Here is a 13,513-nt window from a genome sequence, read left to right as displayed (position 1 = left end):
TTTTATTCATGAACAATTTGATACTTCAACTGATCAACAAAATTGTCGCATAACCGCTGGCATTCTTCAACTGTCGACGAACAAACAATCACATGACCGGAGCGCGTATAAGAGTCCACCGTTTTCTTTATATGATCCCCTACTTGATAGTAGATGGCCCAATCTCGGATATATTCTCGATTGACTTCTGTGTCAAGAGAGATTTGTCGCAACATGCCCTCTGGAAACATAAAGAACTTGACAAGGCTTGCTTTTTTATAAATCGGTTTTACATCGGGCGGCATTTGGTTCATATAAGATAAAATTCCTAACTCATACTGGTTGAAACCAGACGCTAATCGATGTAAATAAGGGATAAAATCTCCCCCCGGTCTCGTATGCATTTCAATCACCACTGGTCTATCTTCTTCCACATCCCATTTAATCTCAATATGCCCCGGTCCATATTGGACATTCAACAAATGCAACGCTTTCATCACCACTTGTTCGATTCGTTTGACTTTCTGTTGTTCCAGTCTCGCCGGCACAATATGCCCAGTCTCTATAAAGTGAGGTTTTCCGGTTGTTTGTTTTTCGGTTATTCCTAAAATGAAATGGGTTCCTCTCCAAGATACCGTCTCCACACTATATTCCAGGCCTTTAATATACGGCTCCAAGATCCACTCGTGAGGATGATCTTGACTTCTCTTTAACCATTTTTCCCACTCCTGTTGATTGGAAATATAATCAACCTCTTTGCTTCCAAATCCGTCAAGCGGCTTGATGATGGCCGGCCTTGAATATGGAAACTGTTTAGGAAGAACAGATACCTTGCCACTCACAACGTCTAATCGTAATTCCGGATCCTTCCGCAAAATCTGGCGCATCAATCCTTTATTCCTCGTATTCACGACCGTTTCGAGCGAATTCGTTGGTAATTGCAACCTTTCACTAATATAAGCAGCCGTCTCTAGCCCTAATTCTGTAAAGCTTACGACGAGCTCCACTGTTTGATATAAACTCATGATTTTCTCAACAGTACAAAACACCTCTGTTTTCTCTGCAATGTCACGAACATAAAATACAACTTCGGCCAACTGCGCTATTTCCTTATCAATGCTTGAGTACCGATCCGCGACAATAATGGGTTTGAGTCCACATTGAAATGCTGCTTCCGCTCCATAACGGCTTGCCCCTAAAATGATGATGTATTTATTCATGTACAATCCCCCATTCCAATCGATCCATCGCCTCTTGTGTCGAGGAGATCACGTTTTCCATACTATCGCCTTCTGCCATGACAAACCCTAACCTTTGGTAGCTGCTTTTAATTCCATTCGCCTTAAACGGCAACTTCCCTATACTTATCCTTTTTACTCCCGCTACTTTTTGCGCTTCCTCCATTCCCCTAACCGTTTGATATATCCCCTGTTCAACAGGCAGGATAAACTTAATGGCGGCATAGCGTTGTCTAGTGATCGTTACCTCTTCATATGTCCCGATTGATTGTAAAACAACATGCCTAACCATATCCACCCCTGCAGCGAATTCTACTAATTCGGGGATGCAGTCACCAGCTAGTCTAGGATTGACTTCAACCAAATATAAGTTGTTTCCGCGAACAAAAAATTCTATGTGCGCCGCTCCATAGTTTAATCCCAATAGATCCAGCAGTTTTTTGCATCTTTCTTCTAAATCGGAAAAAGGATTTAGTTTCGGACCCGTTACATGTCCACATTCAACGGCATGAGGACCGTACGTTTCTTTTTTCGTAACGGATATTAATTTCCAGCCATCAACTGTGTATAACATCTCGGCTGAAAATTCTTGTCCTTCAATCCATTCTTCAATCAGCCATTTCCTTGCCAGTTCATATCCGCGTTCATTACGCTGTCTTTGCCATTCGTGGCGCAGGGACAGTTCTAAATCACGACGATTTTGACAAATCGTCACCCCATTACTTCCACTATCATCTACAGGTTTGATGACACAAGGAAACGAGATCTCCAAATTTATGATTTCGTCAGGATGATGGATGATATGGAAAGCAGGTTGCAAAAACTCTCTAAAATGTTGACTTTCTAGATAAGTTCTCGTTATATGTTTATAACGGGCCCTTTTCAATGCTTCGATATCGTGACCCCTCACTCCCAAATAACTCGCTAATTCAGCAACTGGAATCAAGTGATAATCATCAAAAGCGAGGATTCCGGCAAATTTCACCTCAGAGCGTGCCAGTTCTTCTTTCATTCGATTCGTATCATACGTATTGATGATGACGACTTGATCAGCGAAGTTCAGCGGATGGTCATCTGTCATTGCGTTATATTGTTCTAAGTCCATCGTCCAAAAATGGATTTTATAACCTAGTTGTTTAGCGATTTTCATCGCCTTCGTACCGGTACCTGTTGTATTCGTCTCGACAAATAACAAGTGCATCATCGACAGTCCTTTCTCTCTACTTGATTTTTATTCGTAAAGAAAGACATTTTTCTATATGGCAGCTGAAACATATAGCCAATAAAAATCACAATGCCTATCATGGTCAAGTAGAAAAAGGTTTGATGTCCAACGTACTGATATAAATTCAAACCAACGAATCCACCGATAGACTCCCACATTCCCCAAAGCACCCCTGATATTCCGAAGGCCCATGAAGAGCTTAACACCCCCTTTTTTTCTACAATCTGATGATCAATCGTAGGAACCCAAATGATTTCAGCCATGCTGAACAAGATCACGCTAACAAAGATGATCCAAAAATGATGTGAAATCCATAGCAAGAAATAAGATGCAGTGATAAGCACCAAGGCCAGCGCATACCAATACTCCATTTTCCATTTCGGCTGTATTTTTGGATAGAAACCTTGAAGTGCAATAATCGTCATCGCATTCACCGTAAAAAACAACCCAATCGTTTTTCCTGAAAAATGTTGAGAAACGACAACAGGAAAAGTTGTAAATAGTTGTGTGTACAAAAACCAAAATAACCCTGAAAAAGCAATAAATCTTATAAAGATAAAGAAATGCGGGTCCGATCTGCTGTTTTTAACGAATTGCACGATATTGATTCCCTTCTCTGCATCCTCAATGGTGATGCGAGGCAATAGCAACGAAACCCCCCCGGCCAAAACATAACAAACAATCGCCGCAATGATGATACCAAAAGAATTCCAGTCCAATAACCATCCACCTAGAAAAGGCCCAATAGAAGCACCGACGTTGACAGCGATGTTTAATAACGCAAAAGCCTGCAGCCTCTCATTTTCCTCTAATAAGGAAATATGTGTTTTCAAGCTTACATTGTAAAGCGAGATCGATATCCCCAATAGCAACACGATCACGAATATCAATGTATAAGAATGAATGATCGTTAACATTGTTAGCAACAAAGCGGATCCCCATAGACCAACGATAAGACTGTTTTTGATCCCAAACTTGTTGACAACTCCCCCAACCAGCACATTACCCGCCTTCGATACAAACGTAAATGCCGCCACTGCCAAACTGGTTTCCGTAATATCCAGATCTTTCATTTTAACTAGCCATAAAGAAAGCAGCGGAACATACACAAAAAAACCAACGGAATTGAAAACCCTGATGCCAAACGTCAAAATTCCCTCATTAACCTTAGGAAACATACATGACCCCTCTCGTCAACTCTTTGCATACTGCTTCAATAATATTAGCTGCTTCATCTATATCTTTTTCATTAACATTTCTACTAACCACAATCCTTACTTCATCAGGTAACCAAGGAAATAAAAGCAAGCCTTTTTTCTTGCACCTATCGACAAACTCAAATGAACTTATATGAAAGTTATTCACATGAAAAAAGATCATATTTGTTTCAACAGCACGAGGATCAACATACAGCCCATCTATTTTCGATAACATCATTGCTAATTTTTTAGTAAGCAGATGGTCTGTACGCAAATGGGATATATGATGTTTTAAAGCATACAGTGCCGCAGCTGCATACATACCTATTTGATGAAACCCGGCTCCAAATTGTTTTCTGTAAATCCTAGCTTTGCTGATCACTTCTTTTCTTCCCATAAGCATCGACCCAAATGGAGCACCAAGTCCTTTTGCAAAACATACACTAAGTGAATCCACAAATTTTGCATAGTCCCTTAATGGAATATTCGTTGCTACGTGTGCATTAAACAACCTTGCTCCATCCATATGTAAAGATATATTCTTCTCTCTCGTAAACCCATATAGTTGCTCAATTACTTTCAGAGGGAATATTTTCCCTTGATAATAATTAATGGTGTTCTCAATGGAAACTAATTGAGGGTGAGCGTAAAAAGGACCTATAGGTTTAGAATGAATTAACTCCTCAACATGTTCGACTCTTAGGATCCCATCGGCTGTTCTGCATGTATGCAAAACGACTCTACTTAACATGGCAATCGAAGCACTTTCGTAAAAGTTTATATGATAGTTTGTTTCTGTAATCACTTCATTCCCTTCCGTTACTTGTGACTTTATAGCCAATTGATTAGCCATTGTACCTGTCGGAACAAACAGAGCATCCTCCACATGAAACAATTGTTTGCAATATTCTTCCAATTCAATAACACTGCTGTCCTCTCCATAACAATCATCACCTACCAAGGCATTGGCAATAACATTTCTCATTTCCTCTGTAGGCAAGGTCAATGTATCGCTTCTCAAATCAATCATCGAATGCACCCCCTAAAATTACGTAATTACGTAATTACGTAATTACGTAATTAATGTTACTATTAATTTATTTTTTTGTCAACATTAATAAAAAAGATGTGTTCGGCTCTTCACCAAAACACAGGGGGTTTTGAGAAAATCTCCAACCTCTACACGTGAGGACAAATGGTAATTAGATGAATATTTGCTGTCTTTGTAAAGAAGCTAAATCGTAGGATGCATAAGGACACGAAGTCGAATTTGTCGCTGAACTGCCGAAAACGCCAAGCGGCAAAATCCAGCGGTTCATCCTGCGCAATCAAGAGCGGGAAAAATGCATCAAGGCTTGATGAATGAAAGAGGGTGTCCCAAAAGGATCGGGACACCCTTTCTTATTACCGTATATAGGTATAAAACAATCATTAAGAAACAATATGTTGTGTTTTGTTAAGGAAAATGACCCTTTTGGGTCAGCCCCTTTTTCGCTTATGTTCTCTTTTCGTCAACGCGGCGCCCTATCCTTTCGAATCTCCCTCACGACATGCCCCAACTCCGGCAAAATGAGCTTCGTCATCGCGAGGCGCACAGCGCCGGTGGAGCCGGGAGTGCAAAAGACGGCGGTGTCCATCGCCACGCCGGCGACGGCGCGCGACAGCATGGCGGCCGGGCCGATGTCTTCGGTGTAGCTCAAGAAGCGGAACAGCTCGCCAAAGCCGACGAGTTCTTTCTCAAGCAGCGCTTTCACCGTTTCGATCGTCACGTCGCGCTTGGCGATGCCGGTGCCGCCGTTCGTGAGCACCGCATCGACATCGGCGCGGCGGCAGCCGTCAAGCACTGCCTCGCGAATGGCGTCCGCTTCGTCTTTGACGATCTCATAGCCGACGACCTCATGCCCGGCTTCCGTGAGCAGCTCGATCATCAACCGGCCGCTTCGGTCGGTTTCCTCGGTTCTTGTGTCGCTGATGGTGATGACTTTGCAGCGGACGGTTTTGGGGGCTTCTTGTTTATGTTCGCTTGTGCTCATCGGTTCACGATCCCCCTTTCTTTATTTTTTGTCTCTATCGTACACAACTGAAATACGGTTCGCAAATCATTTGTATCATAATAAACAGAATTGTTATAATATTATTAATTATATTACCACGACGATAAAAGGCCGTTCCACAGTCGGTTGCTCTTGTTCTCAAAACCTTTGGACTCGTTTTTCTCTCCCGACCTTGACAAATATCCGTCGCTCAAGATGCCCGTTTTTATGGAAAGACCGCCGGACAAAACGAAAGCGATTTTATTTTTTGGAACAAAAAACAAGTCAAGAAACATAAGGAGGGAAAACGAATGAACTTGCGCTTGTCAAGCCAATTGGACGCCATTTTGAAAGAAGGATGGGAGACGATTCGCCAACACCGCGACGACATTTTATCCGCTTGGCTGGACAAATGCGGCGAACTGGAGGACAAGCAGCACGCCGCCGCTCAGCCTTTGCGGCTTGCCATTGACACGTTCTCTTCGCAATGGCTTGGCCCAGTGAAGGATATCGCCGAATGGCTGGCGTCGTTTCAACGCGAATGGGAAAAACGAAACGGGGAGCTGTCGCCCAACCAGTCCACCGCCATCTTGTCAATGATGGAAAACGTGGTTCACGAAACCATCCAATCGGCTGGCGTTGTGGAATTTCGCGTCCATCAAGCTGTTCAATACGTCTTTTCGAGGCTTCATGAGTCCGTCAATGCTTCTGACTGCTCGTCATTCGATTTGGAGCAGTTTCTTGGGCAAATCGTTTCATCCAAACAGTTGCCGATCATATGGATCGCCCAGCTGTCCAGAACAGCGGACGGTGGGTTCGTCGTCGCCAAATGGTATGGAAATGCGGGTGATGCACTCACAGACAGCAGCATGTACGGGGAAACGATTTTCGTTTTATGTGAACACATTCTTTCCCGCATGGATGCCAGCGGAAAACAGTTGATTCCACTTCCGTGGGGGAGCGATCTTTTGCTCGTTTGCGCCGAAGGAGAAGAACGGCTCATCATCCCATTTCTTCTTCACGCCTTCGAACAGTTTCAAGCCGCCCAGAAGGTCTCCATTCGCACGAGAGAGCAACATCTTTGGAAAGACGCCGTCTTGCTGTTTGACCAATGGATTATGCGGGCCAAATCGCTCCACCAAGCGATTGAATACATTTCAACCGGATTTGTCACCTACTTGCCGTTTGAACGATGTGCACTGTTCGCCTATTCGAGCACTCATGAAAGCGGATTCGGACTGTACGGTTATCAACTGAACAATCATGAAATCAAAAGCATTCATGAACACATTGATAGCCTTCCATTCATTAAGCAATACATTCAGCGGCTACAGCTGCTTGGCCGCCAGATGACAAACGTGCCGCCGATTTATGTCCGCCATGCAGCGCAAGGATTGCCGATGAAGTATGTGAAGCAGTTTCAACTTGAATCGATTGTCATCGCTCCCATTTACGCGCCTTCGGAAAATCGTCTCATCGGCGCCGCCATTTTGGATTGCGGCCCAAAGACGTCCTTTCAATTGTCCAATGACCTCTACACAGCGGTGATGAAATTCGGACAAAGCGCGGGGGAGATTTTGTCCAAATGCAACGGAGGGCGTTCCGATCTCGTTCAGCCAATGCCGCATTTATCACCGAGAGAAATTGAGGTGCTGAAGCTCGTTGCCGAAGGAGCGTCGACGTATGAGGCAGCGAGACGGCTTCATTTGAGCGAGTACACGGTGCGCGATTATGTTTCGGCCATTTTGCAAAAAATGAACGCCAAAAACCGGACGGAAGCGATCGTCAAGGCGATTCGCGACGGAATCATTTAACGAATCGCCGGATATGCGCTTCTCGAGGGAATCATTTCACACCGGGAGGGCAAGGCCTCAACCCCCTTGCCCTCTCGATTTCTATGTCTTTATGGGGTGGCTTCCCCGTCTGTTCCTGATGAAGAAAGCGGCGGTCGGAAACGTTCTTCCGCACTATTTCCTCCATCATCCGGTTTTCGCTTCAACCATTCAGCCACCGCATCCAGTCTCCCTTCCAAATCGTGCACTATTTGACTCCAAACCTCTTCATCCTTCTCCTGCTCATCAAGCCGCCGCTTGATGCCATCAAGCGATGAACGCAAATCCGACAGAAGATCCATCGCTTCCGATCGTTCGCCGAGGTTTAACTTTTCTGCTACATAAGAAGCCGTTTTCTTCCATAAAGCATCTTGTTCATTCCATTTCTCTATGTCTTGACTAAGGGCGACCCTTTGTTGATCAAGCATTTGTTTCCAATCGCGAAAGTGCATCAGTACTTCTTCATATTTCGTCTGCTCTTTTCCTTCAGCTGTTTGACCGCCCGACATGGCTTGCTCAAGCTGTTTGAGGGAAGCCGAAACGGTGCTTTGTTTTTCCACAAGCACTGCCCATTCGTCCGTTCTGTCTTTTATGCGCTTCTCAAGCGCCCGAACATTAGCTTGCATCGTCTCCACCATGCGAGCAGCGCTGTTGTCGCCTTGCTTTTGCTCATCAAGCTGCCAGATGAGCCGTTCAGCTTCTTGGGCGAGATCCGTTTGTTCAAGTGCCTTTTGCTCCGCTTGCATCCGAGATGCTCCGGAAAATGAGGCTGACAGCGACATGCCGGGAATGGAGAGGCGGGAAGCCGTCATTTTCGTCGCCACCAATGTGACGTCTTTCAAACATTGCTTAACCGGAAATCCATCCAAACAAAGCCCTCCGAACTTCAATTTCGTCACATCAAGCTTCATCCAGGTGGCGCTCGCCGTTTCTCCCGCTCGAATCGACAACACGATTGTCCCTTGCGGCGTGTCGACGACCCGTTCCATTGACAAGCCGCTGATGTCAGCTTGAATGAAAGCGATCGGAAGCTTGCCGACGATTACTTTCGGCGAACCAAGGATAATCCCGCCTAAATCGAAGATGCCGACCACTTTGTCAGCATGAATGACAAATCCTTGTTCTTCCCCAGCGGCAAGTGAGCGCCCCCCGCCAAGCGGCAGACAGAGAAGAAGCGTCAAAGCAAGAAGCAACATTTTCAGTCCTTTGATGGATCCCATTTGCTTCCTCCCTCTAAAAAAGATTTTCGACCTCTTAGGGGTGTCGAAAAACTATTTTTCGACAAATTCCCTTATACTTTTCTTTATCCTGTCATCATGGACGAATGCGGCGGGAGAGGAGAGGTGGGAGGAGATGAATCACGGCTCGATTTTTTGGCCTGCTCACCGCTCCATCCGACGACAAGCGCCCCTCCCAAAAGCCCGATGATCCCTCCGATGATCAAGCCTCCTGCGGCGCCAACGAAAGAAAGAATGGAAGCAACAATGAGAAAACTGCCGATTGTTACGTGACTTTGCGGCTTGATGATGCTTAAAATGGCCAAAACGATCATTACTAGCCCCGTCACCACCCCAGCCCACATCAGTCCGCTTCCAGGAAGCAGCAGCATCGGAAGCACGCTGATGCCGACAATCAAGACGAATATCGCGCCAATGATCGCCAACATAGACCCCAGCACGGGGCGATGGCGGTTGGCGGCCAGCAACCATCCAACAGCATACGGCAACAACCAACCCAAGATATACGACAACAGAGGGCCGACAACGCGGGAGGCGGTGTGAACAGATAAAAAACCGTAATGGAACAACGAAGCGGCGCCGATGACCACCATTCCCCCTGCAAGCAACCCTCTCCCCATGCGGCGAGCAGATGCCCGCGCTTGCTTCCATGTTTCGGTCTTTCTCTTTTTCCAGCTGATGCAAATGACGTATCCGAGCAACACGAGAGCAAGAACGATGGATGACTGAACGGCCATAGAAATGGAGCCCGCCCATGTTTGCCACGGTGCCGCCCGTTCAGCAGCAAAAAGAACGTTCAAAGCGAAAAATGTTGCCATGGAGGCACCGAAAAACATCCAGACATAATGGAAACGTGTGCGAATATAGCGTCCTTGTTCTTCTTGGCGAATGATAATGCGAGGAGCGAAAAAAGCCGCCAGAGCGCTGCTCGCCATCCCTCCGACCGCCGCGCCGACAACCCCAAACGACACCCACTGGCTTCCTCCAACAAGCAGCCCGGGCAGAAAAGCAGCGGTTCCATATTTCAGCCGCATCAAAGCGGTTGGACGTTCGAGAAGCGGCCAGACAACGGCCGCGAGAACGACCGCCAGCACTGATCCGCCCCACACCGCTCCGCCCGCTCCCCCCTGGAGCGCGATTCCGCCGATAAACGCGCCCGTCAGCGCACCAATGACCGCTATTTGCATCATCTCGAACCCCTTTCTCATTGTCCAGCCCCCCTTTATCCGTTTTCATTTTTCCTTTAGCGAATGACGATGGAGAACAAGTTGAACACTCTGCGTTCTCTTTTTTTCCATCCTTTTTGATCAACGTGATGCAGCCTATCTATACGATGAAGGAAGAAGAAAACGGTTTTGTCTGAAAAGAAACAGTGCAATCCTTATACCGAAATCAATCATGACGCACGGAACAAGATAACAAGCTCATTTTGGGAGGAATAGGAGATGGACCGCCCCATCCAAGCGATGGATCAGACCGGATTAAAAATCGCCGACACGGCTGCCGTCTTTCATGTTGGCTATCACTTTCAACTTCATGTTTGGAATGGTGATCGCCCCTGCTGACATGTAATGCGTGTTCAAACTCGGCTTATCAAGAGTCAAGTTCGGTGCGCTCAAATCGATGACATTGAGCGGGTTGTCGGTTTTATGCTCTTGCGTCTCCAAGCCGGCAAATGACGTGCTGTCCGCTTGAATGCCAGTGACGCGCAGTTTTAAATTTTGCCCGCTCACATTGCCGCCCGTGACGACAACATCAATGCTTTTAATGCCGTAAGCGCCGAGCGCCGATTCGGTGTTAATGTTTTTCGTCAGCACCAAGTTGGTAATGTTCGCCGATGCCAAGTCGATGGCGGCCTGTCCCCAAGCCCCTCTTTGTTCGGTTTCACCGATGGCGGGGTACAGTTTAAACCCAGTGCCCGTAATTTTATCTGCACTAATTGTAAATCCCCCGACTCCTGACAGCGGAAACGCGGCAAACGCCGTCCCTGACAAAAGCAACATGGCAACTAGGGCGATTACCGCGAGAAATCCCGCTCCGCCCGCAATAACGAATCGTTTTGGATTGACCGCAAACAAGCTTCCCATTTTTTATGCCCCCTTTGTGTGACAAACTTGGATTCATTCCTATTCCCCCCAAAATAAACACCTTGTTTTTCTTCAAAACCAGCCACAACTCAAGCGAATTTTCCTGACACGCCGCACGCATCGCGCGCCTCTTTGCTGTTGTTTTTCCGCCAACCCCCAAAGGATGCTGGCGCAGATCCGTTTTCCTCTGCTTTTAGGGTCAGGCGGGCGGACCAACCCGCCCGTCCACTCTATGATTCAGCAACTGTTTTTTCAAGCTCTTCGATGCTGTCAACCCGCTTCGCCCGGCTGATTTGTTTTTTGCGGATGTTGAACTGTTTGACGACATAGTTGTTCAGCATGTCGTAGTCGATCTCGAGCGCATATGTGCGGGCGAGCTGCTGCTGGCGCTTTCCGAGCTCGGTCAAATAGGCGACGTAGCCGACGACATGCGGCCATAATTCGTCCATATATTGGATGAACAAGTCGTAATACCGCTCATTTTCATTGACGAGCCGCTGGATCGTATAAAGGCCGAATTGGATATGGCGGCCTTCGTCCATGTTCAAATAGTCGATGCCTTGCAAAAGGCCAGGGAACAGCCCGGCTTTTTTGTAAATTTGCCGGAACGTGTAATAGCCCGATTCGGCGAGCGTCCCTTCGACGATCATGTTGTATACCGTGGCGGCGCGGATGACTGCTTCCGGCGAGTCGTCGGTGTACAGCCGGTTCATCGCTTCCGGCAGCGCTTCGTAAAAAATGCGTTTATAATGGTCGTTATGGAAGACGGACAAGTCCATGGCCCCGATGCCGACTTCCTGCTGCCAGCGGGAAAACATCTCGACATGTTTCGCTTCATCATGCATAAACGTCGTCAAAAACATCACATCTTCGAGCCGCCCTTGGCGCGCGAGGGCGTTGGTCATCGGCAAAATATCGAGCGTCACGGCCTCCTCGCCAGCGGAAAAGCCGGCAACGAGCGGCAACGCCGCGATCTTTTCTTCGCTTGTCAAACGGGCGAAATCTTCTTTGTCTTGGCTGAAATCGATGTCCGCCGGGTTCCATTTCCCGTTCCGCTTTGCTTTTTCATACAATTTGTACATCGGATGCTCCCAATCGATCGTTCCTTTCACCGTTTGAAATCCGTCATGGTGAACCATCGTTTTCCCCTCCTTATGAAATCCGTTATGGTGGACCATCGGATTCCCCTCCTTAAAACAATGTCATCGGCCGGTCGTTCATATCGCAAATGACCGTTTTCGTTTCTAAATACGCTTCAAGCGCCTGCATCCCGAGCTCGCGGCCGAGGCCGCTCTGCTTATAACCGCCAAACGGCGCAGTCGGCGACAGCACTTGGTACGTGTTGATCCACACGGTTCCGCTTTTCACCCGCCGCGCTAAGCGGAGCGCCCGTTTGATGTCATTCGTCCAAACCGCCGCCGCCAAGCCGTAAATCGTATCGTTGGCAATGGAGGCGGCTTCCTCTTCATCTTGAAACGGAATGACAGCGGCGACCGGCCCGAAAATTTCTTCACGGGCGATGCACATCGATGGCGATACATCGGCAAAGACGGTCGGTTCAATGAAATAGCCGCCGCCAAGCCCATCTAAAGCGCTCCCTCCCGCAACGAGCTTCGCCCCTTCCTGCTTGCCGATGTCAATGTAGCGCAATACTTTCTCGTATTGCTCCCGGCTGATGACGGGGCCAAGGTCGCTGCGCGCATCCGTGCCGGGCCCGACTTTCAGCTTTTTCGCTTTGCTGGCCAACAGCTCGACAAACGTTTCGTAAACCGGCCGTTCGACTAAAATGCGGCTTCCCGCTTGGCACACTTGCCCTGAATTGTAGAACACGCCAAACAGCGCGCTTTTCGCCGCCTGTTCAAGATCCGCGTCCGCAAAGATGATATTCGGCGACTTCCCGCCAAGCTCGAGCGTCACCCGCTTAATGTGGGGAGCGGCCGCTTGCAAGATGTGGCGCCCGGTTTCCGTCTCGCCGGTAAACGCGATTTTCGGCACGCCAGGGTGGCTGACGAGCGCTTTTCCGGCCTCATCGAGTCCAGGCAGGACGTTGACGACGCCTTCCGGCACGCCGGCCTCATGGCAAATCTCAGCAAGCTTCAACGCCGTCAGCGGCGTTTCCGGCGCCGGTTTTAACACCATCGTACAGCCCGCCGCCAGCGCTGGGGCGATTTTCCACGTCGGCATCAAAAGCGGAAAGTTCCACGGGGTGATGAGCCCAGCCACCCCGATCGGCTCCTTCATCGTCCACGCCATATAATCCGGCGCCGAGCCGGCGACGGAAAACGGCAGCACCTCCCCTTGCGGCTTGACGACGAGCGAGGCGAAAAAGTCGAAGCAGTCGGCGGCAAGCGGAATTTCAATAAACAACGCTAGATTGATCGGCATGCCGTTTTCCCGCGTCATGAGCTGCGCCAGCTCGTAATGATGCTGGCGGATCAGTTCGGCGATGCGCCGCAAGATGCGCCCGCGCTCGAGCGGCGGAATCGACAGCCAACGCCGGTCCGAAAACGCCTCTTCGGCGATGGCGACCGCCGCGTCGACATCTTTTTCCCCGGCGTTGGCCACACGGGCCGTCACTTGGCCTGTCGCCGGGTCGATGACGTCAAACATCGCGCCATCCGCCGCCGGCCTCCATTCGCCGCCAATCCATAAACCAGCTTCTGTTGTTTTCATAGAAATCAT

Annotated in this window: 11 protein-coding genes; 1 reads left to right on the top strand and 10 read right to left on the bottom strand. The window is 48.2% G+C overall.

Annotation, left to right across the window (positions count from 1 at the left end; genetic code table 11):
- Positions 1-2: 2 nt before the first annotated feature.
- The 5 genes from GC56T3_RS04025 to GC56T3_RS04005 form a co-directional block, all read right to left on the bottom strand.
- The gene (locus GC56T3_RS04025; RefSeq protein ID WP_013144493.1) at positions 3-1,199 is read right to left on the bottom strand and encodes an ATP-grasp domain-containing protein; all 1,197 of its coding nucleotides are present in this window, start codon (positions 1,197-1,199) and stop codon (positions 3-5) included.
- The gene (locus tag GC56T3_RS04020) at positions 1,192-2,421 is read right to left on the bottom strand and encodes an ATP-grasp domain-containing protein (protein WP_013144492.1); all 1,230 of its coding nucleotides are present in this window, start codon (positions 2,419-2,421) and stop codon (positions 1,192-1,194) included. Before GC56T3_RS04020 ends, GC56T3_RS04025 begins: the two co-directional genes overlap by 8 nt.
- Positions 2,418-3,620, bottom strand: coding sequence for an MFS transporter (locus GC56T3_RS04015; protein WP_013144491.1), 1,203 nt, complete (start codon positions 3,618-3,620; stop codon positions 2,418-2,420). Before GC56T3_RS04015 ends, GC56T3_RS04020 begins: the two co-directional genes overlap by 4 nt.
- Positions 3,610-4,671, bottom strand: coding sequence for a low specificity L-threonine aldolase (locus tag GC56T3_RS04010; RefSeq protein ID WP_013144490.1), 1,062 nt, complete (start codon positions 4,669-4,671; stop codon positions 3,610-3,612). Before GC56T3_RS04010 ends, GC56T3_RS04015 begins: the two co-directional genes overlap by 11 nt.
- A gap of 481 nt (positions 4,672-5,152) precedes the next feature.
- Complete coding sequence (locus GC56T3_RS04005; RefSeq protein ID WP_013144489.1) at positions 5,153-5,674, bottom strand: molybdenum cofactor biosynthesis protein B; 522 nt, start codon at positions 5,672-5,674, stop codon at positions 5,153-5,155.
- Positions 5,675-5,985: 311 nt separating this feature from the next.
- Between GC56T3_RS04005 and GC56T3_RS04000 the strand changes: the two genes are divergently transcribed.
- Positions 5,986-7,488: a response regulator transcription factor gene (locus tag GC56T3_RS04000; RefSeq protein WP_013144488.1), complete on the top strand. Its 1,503-nt coding sequence runs from the start codon at positions 5,986-5,988 to the stop codon at positions 7,486-7,488.
- Positions 7,489-7,577: 89 nt separating this feature from the next.
- Here GC56T3_RS04000 and GC56T3_RS03995 read toward each other — a convergent pair whose 3' ends face one another.
- The 5 genes from GC56T3_RS03995 to GC56T3_RS03975 all read right to left on the bottom strand — a co-directional run bounded on the left by GC56T3_RS03995 (position 7,578) and on the right by GC56T3_RS03975 (position 13,513).
- Complete coding sequence (locus GC56T3_RS03995; RefSeq protein WP_013144487.1) at positions 7,578-8,726, bottom strand: hypothetical protein; 1,149 nt, start codon at positions 8,724-8,726, stop codon at positions 7,578-7,580.
- Between the two features lie 83 nt (positions 8,727-8,809).
- Positions 8,810-9,952, bottom strand: coding sequence for a DUF6114 domain-containing protein (locus GC56T3_RS03990; RefSeq protein WP_013144486.1), 1,143 nt, complete (start codon positions 9,950-9,952; stop codon positions 8,810-8,812).
- 273 nt (positions 9,953-10,225) lie between these two features.
- A complete protein-coding gene (locus GC56T3_RS03985; RefSeq protein WP_013144485.1) occupies positions 10,226-10,831 on the bottom strand; it encodes a DUF6230 family protein in 606 nt (201 codons plus the stop codon).
- 230 nt (positions 10,832-11,061) lie between these two features.
- Positions 11,062-12,009 (bottom strand): R2-like ligand-binding oxidase, encoded by a 948-nt coding sequence (locus GC56T3_RS03980; RefSeq protein WP_013144484.1) that lies wholly within the window; start codon positions 12,007-12,009, stop codon positions 11,062-11,064.
- 13 nt (positions 12,010-12,022) lie between these two features.
- Positions 12,023-13,513, bottom strand: coding sequence for an aldehyde dehydrogenase (locus tag GC56T3_RS03975; protein ID WP_013144483.1), 1,491 nt, complete (start codon positions 13,511-13,513; stop codon positions 12,023-12,025).

The organism is Geobacillus sp. C56-T3 (assembly GCF_000092445.1).
Classification (GTDB): Bacteria; Bacillota; Bacilli; order Bacillales; family Anoxybacillaceae; genus Geobacillus; species Geobacillus thermoleovorans.
The sequence above is the reverse complement of the archived record's forward strand: the minus strand, read 5'-3'. Positions and strand labels throughout refer to the sequence as shown.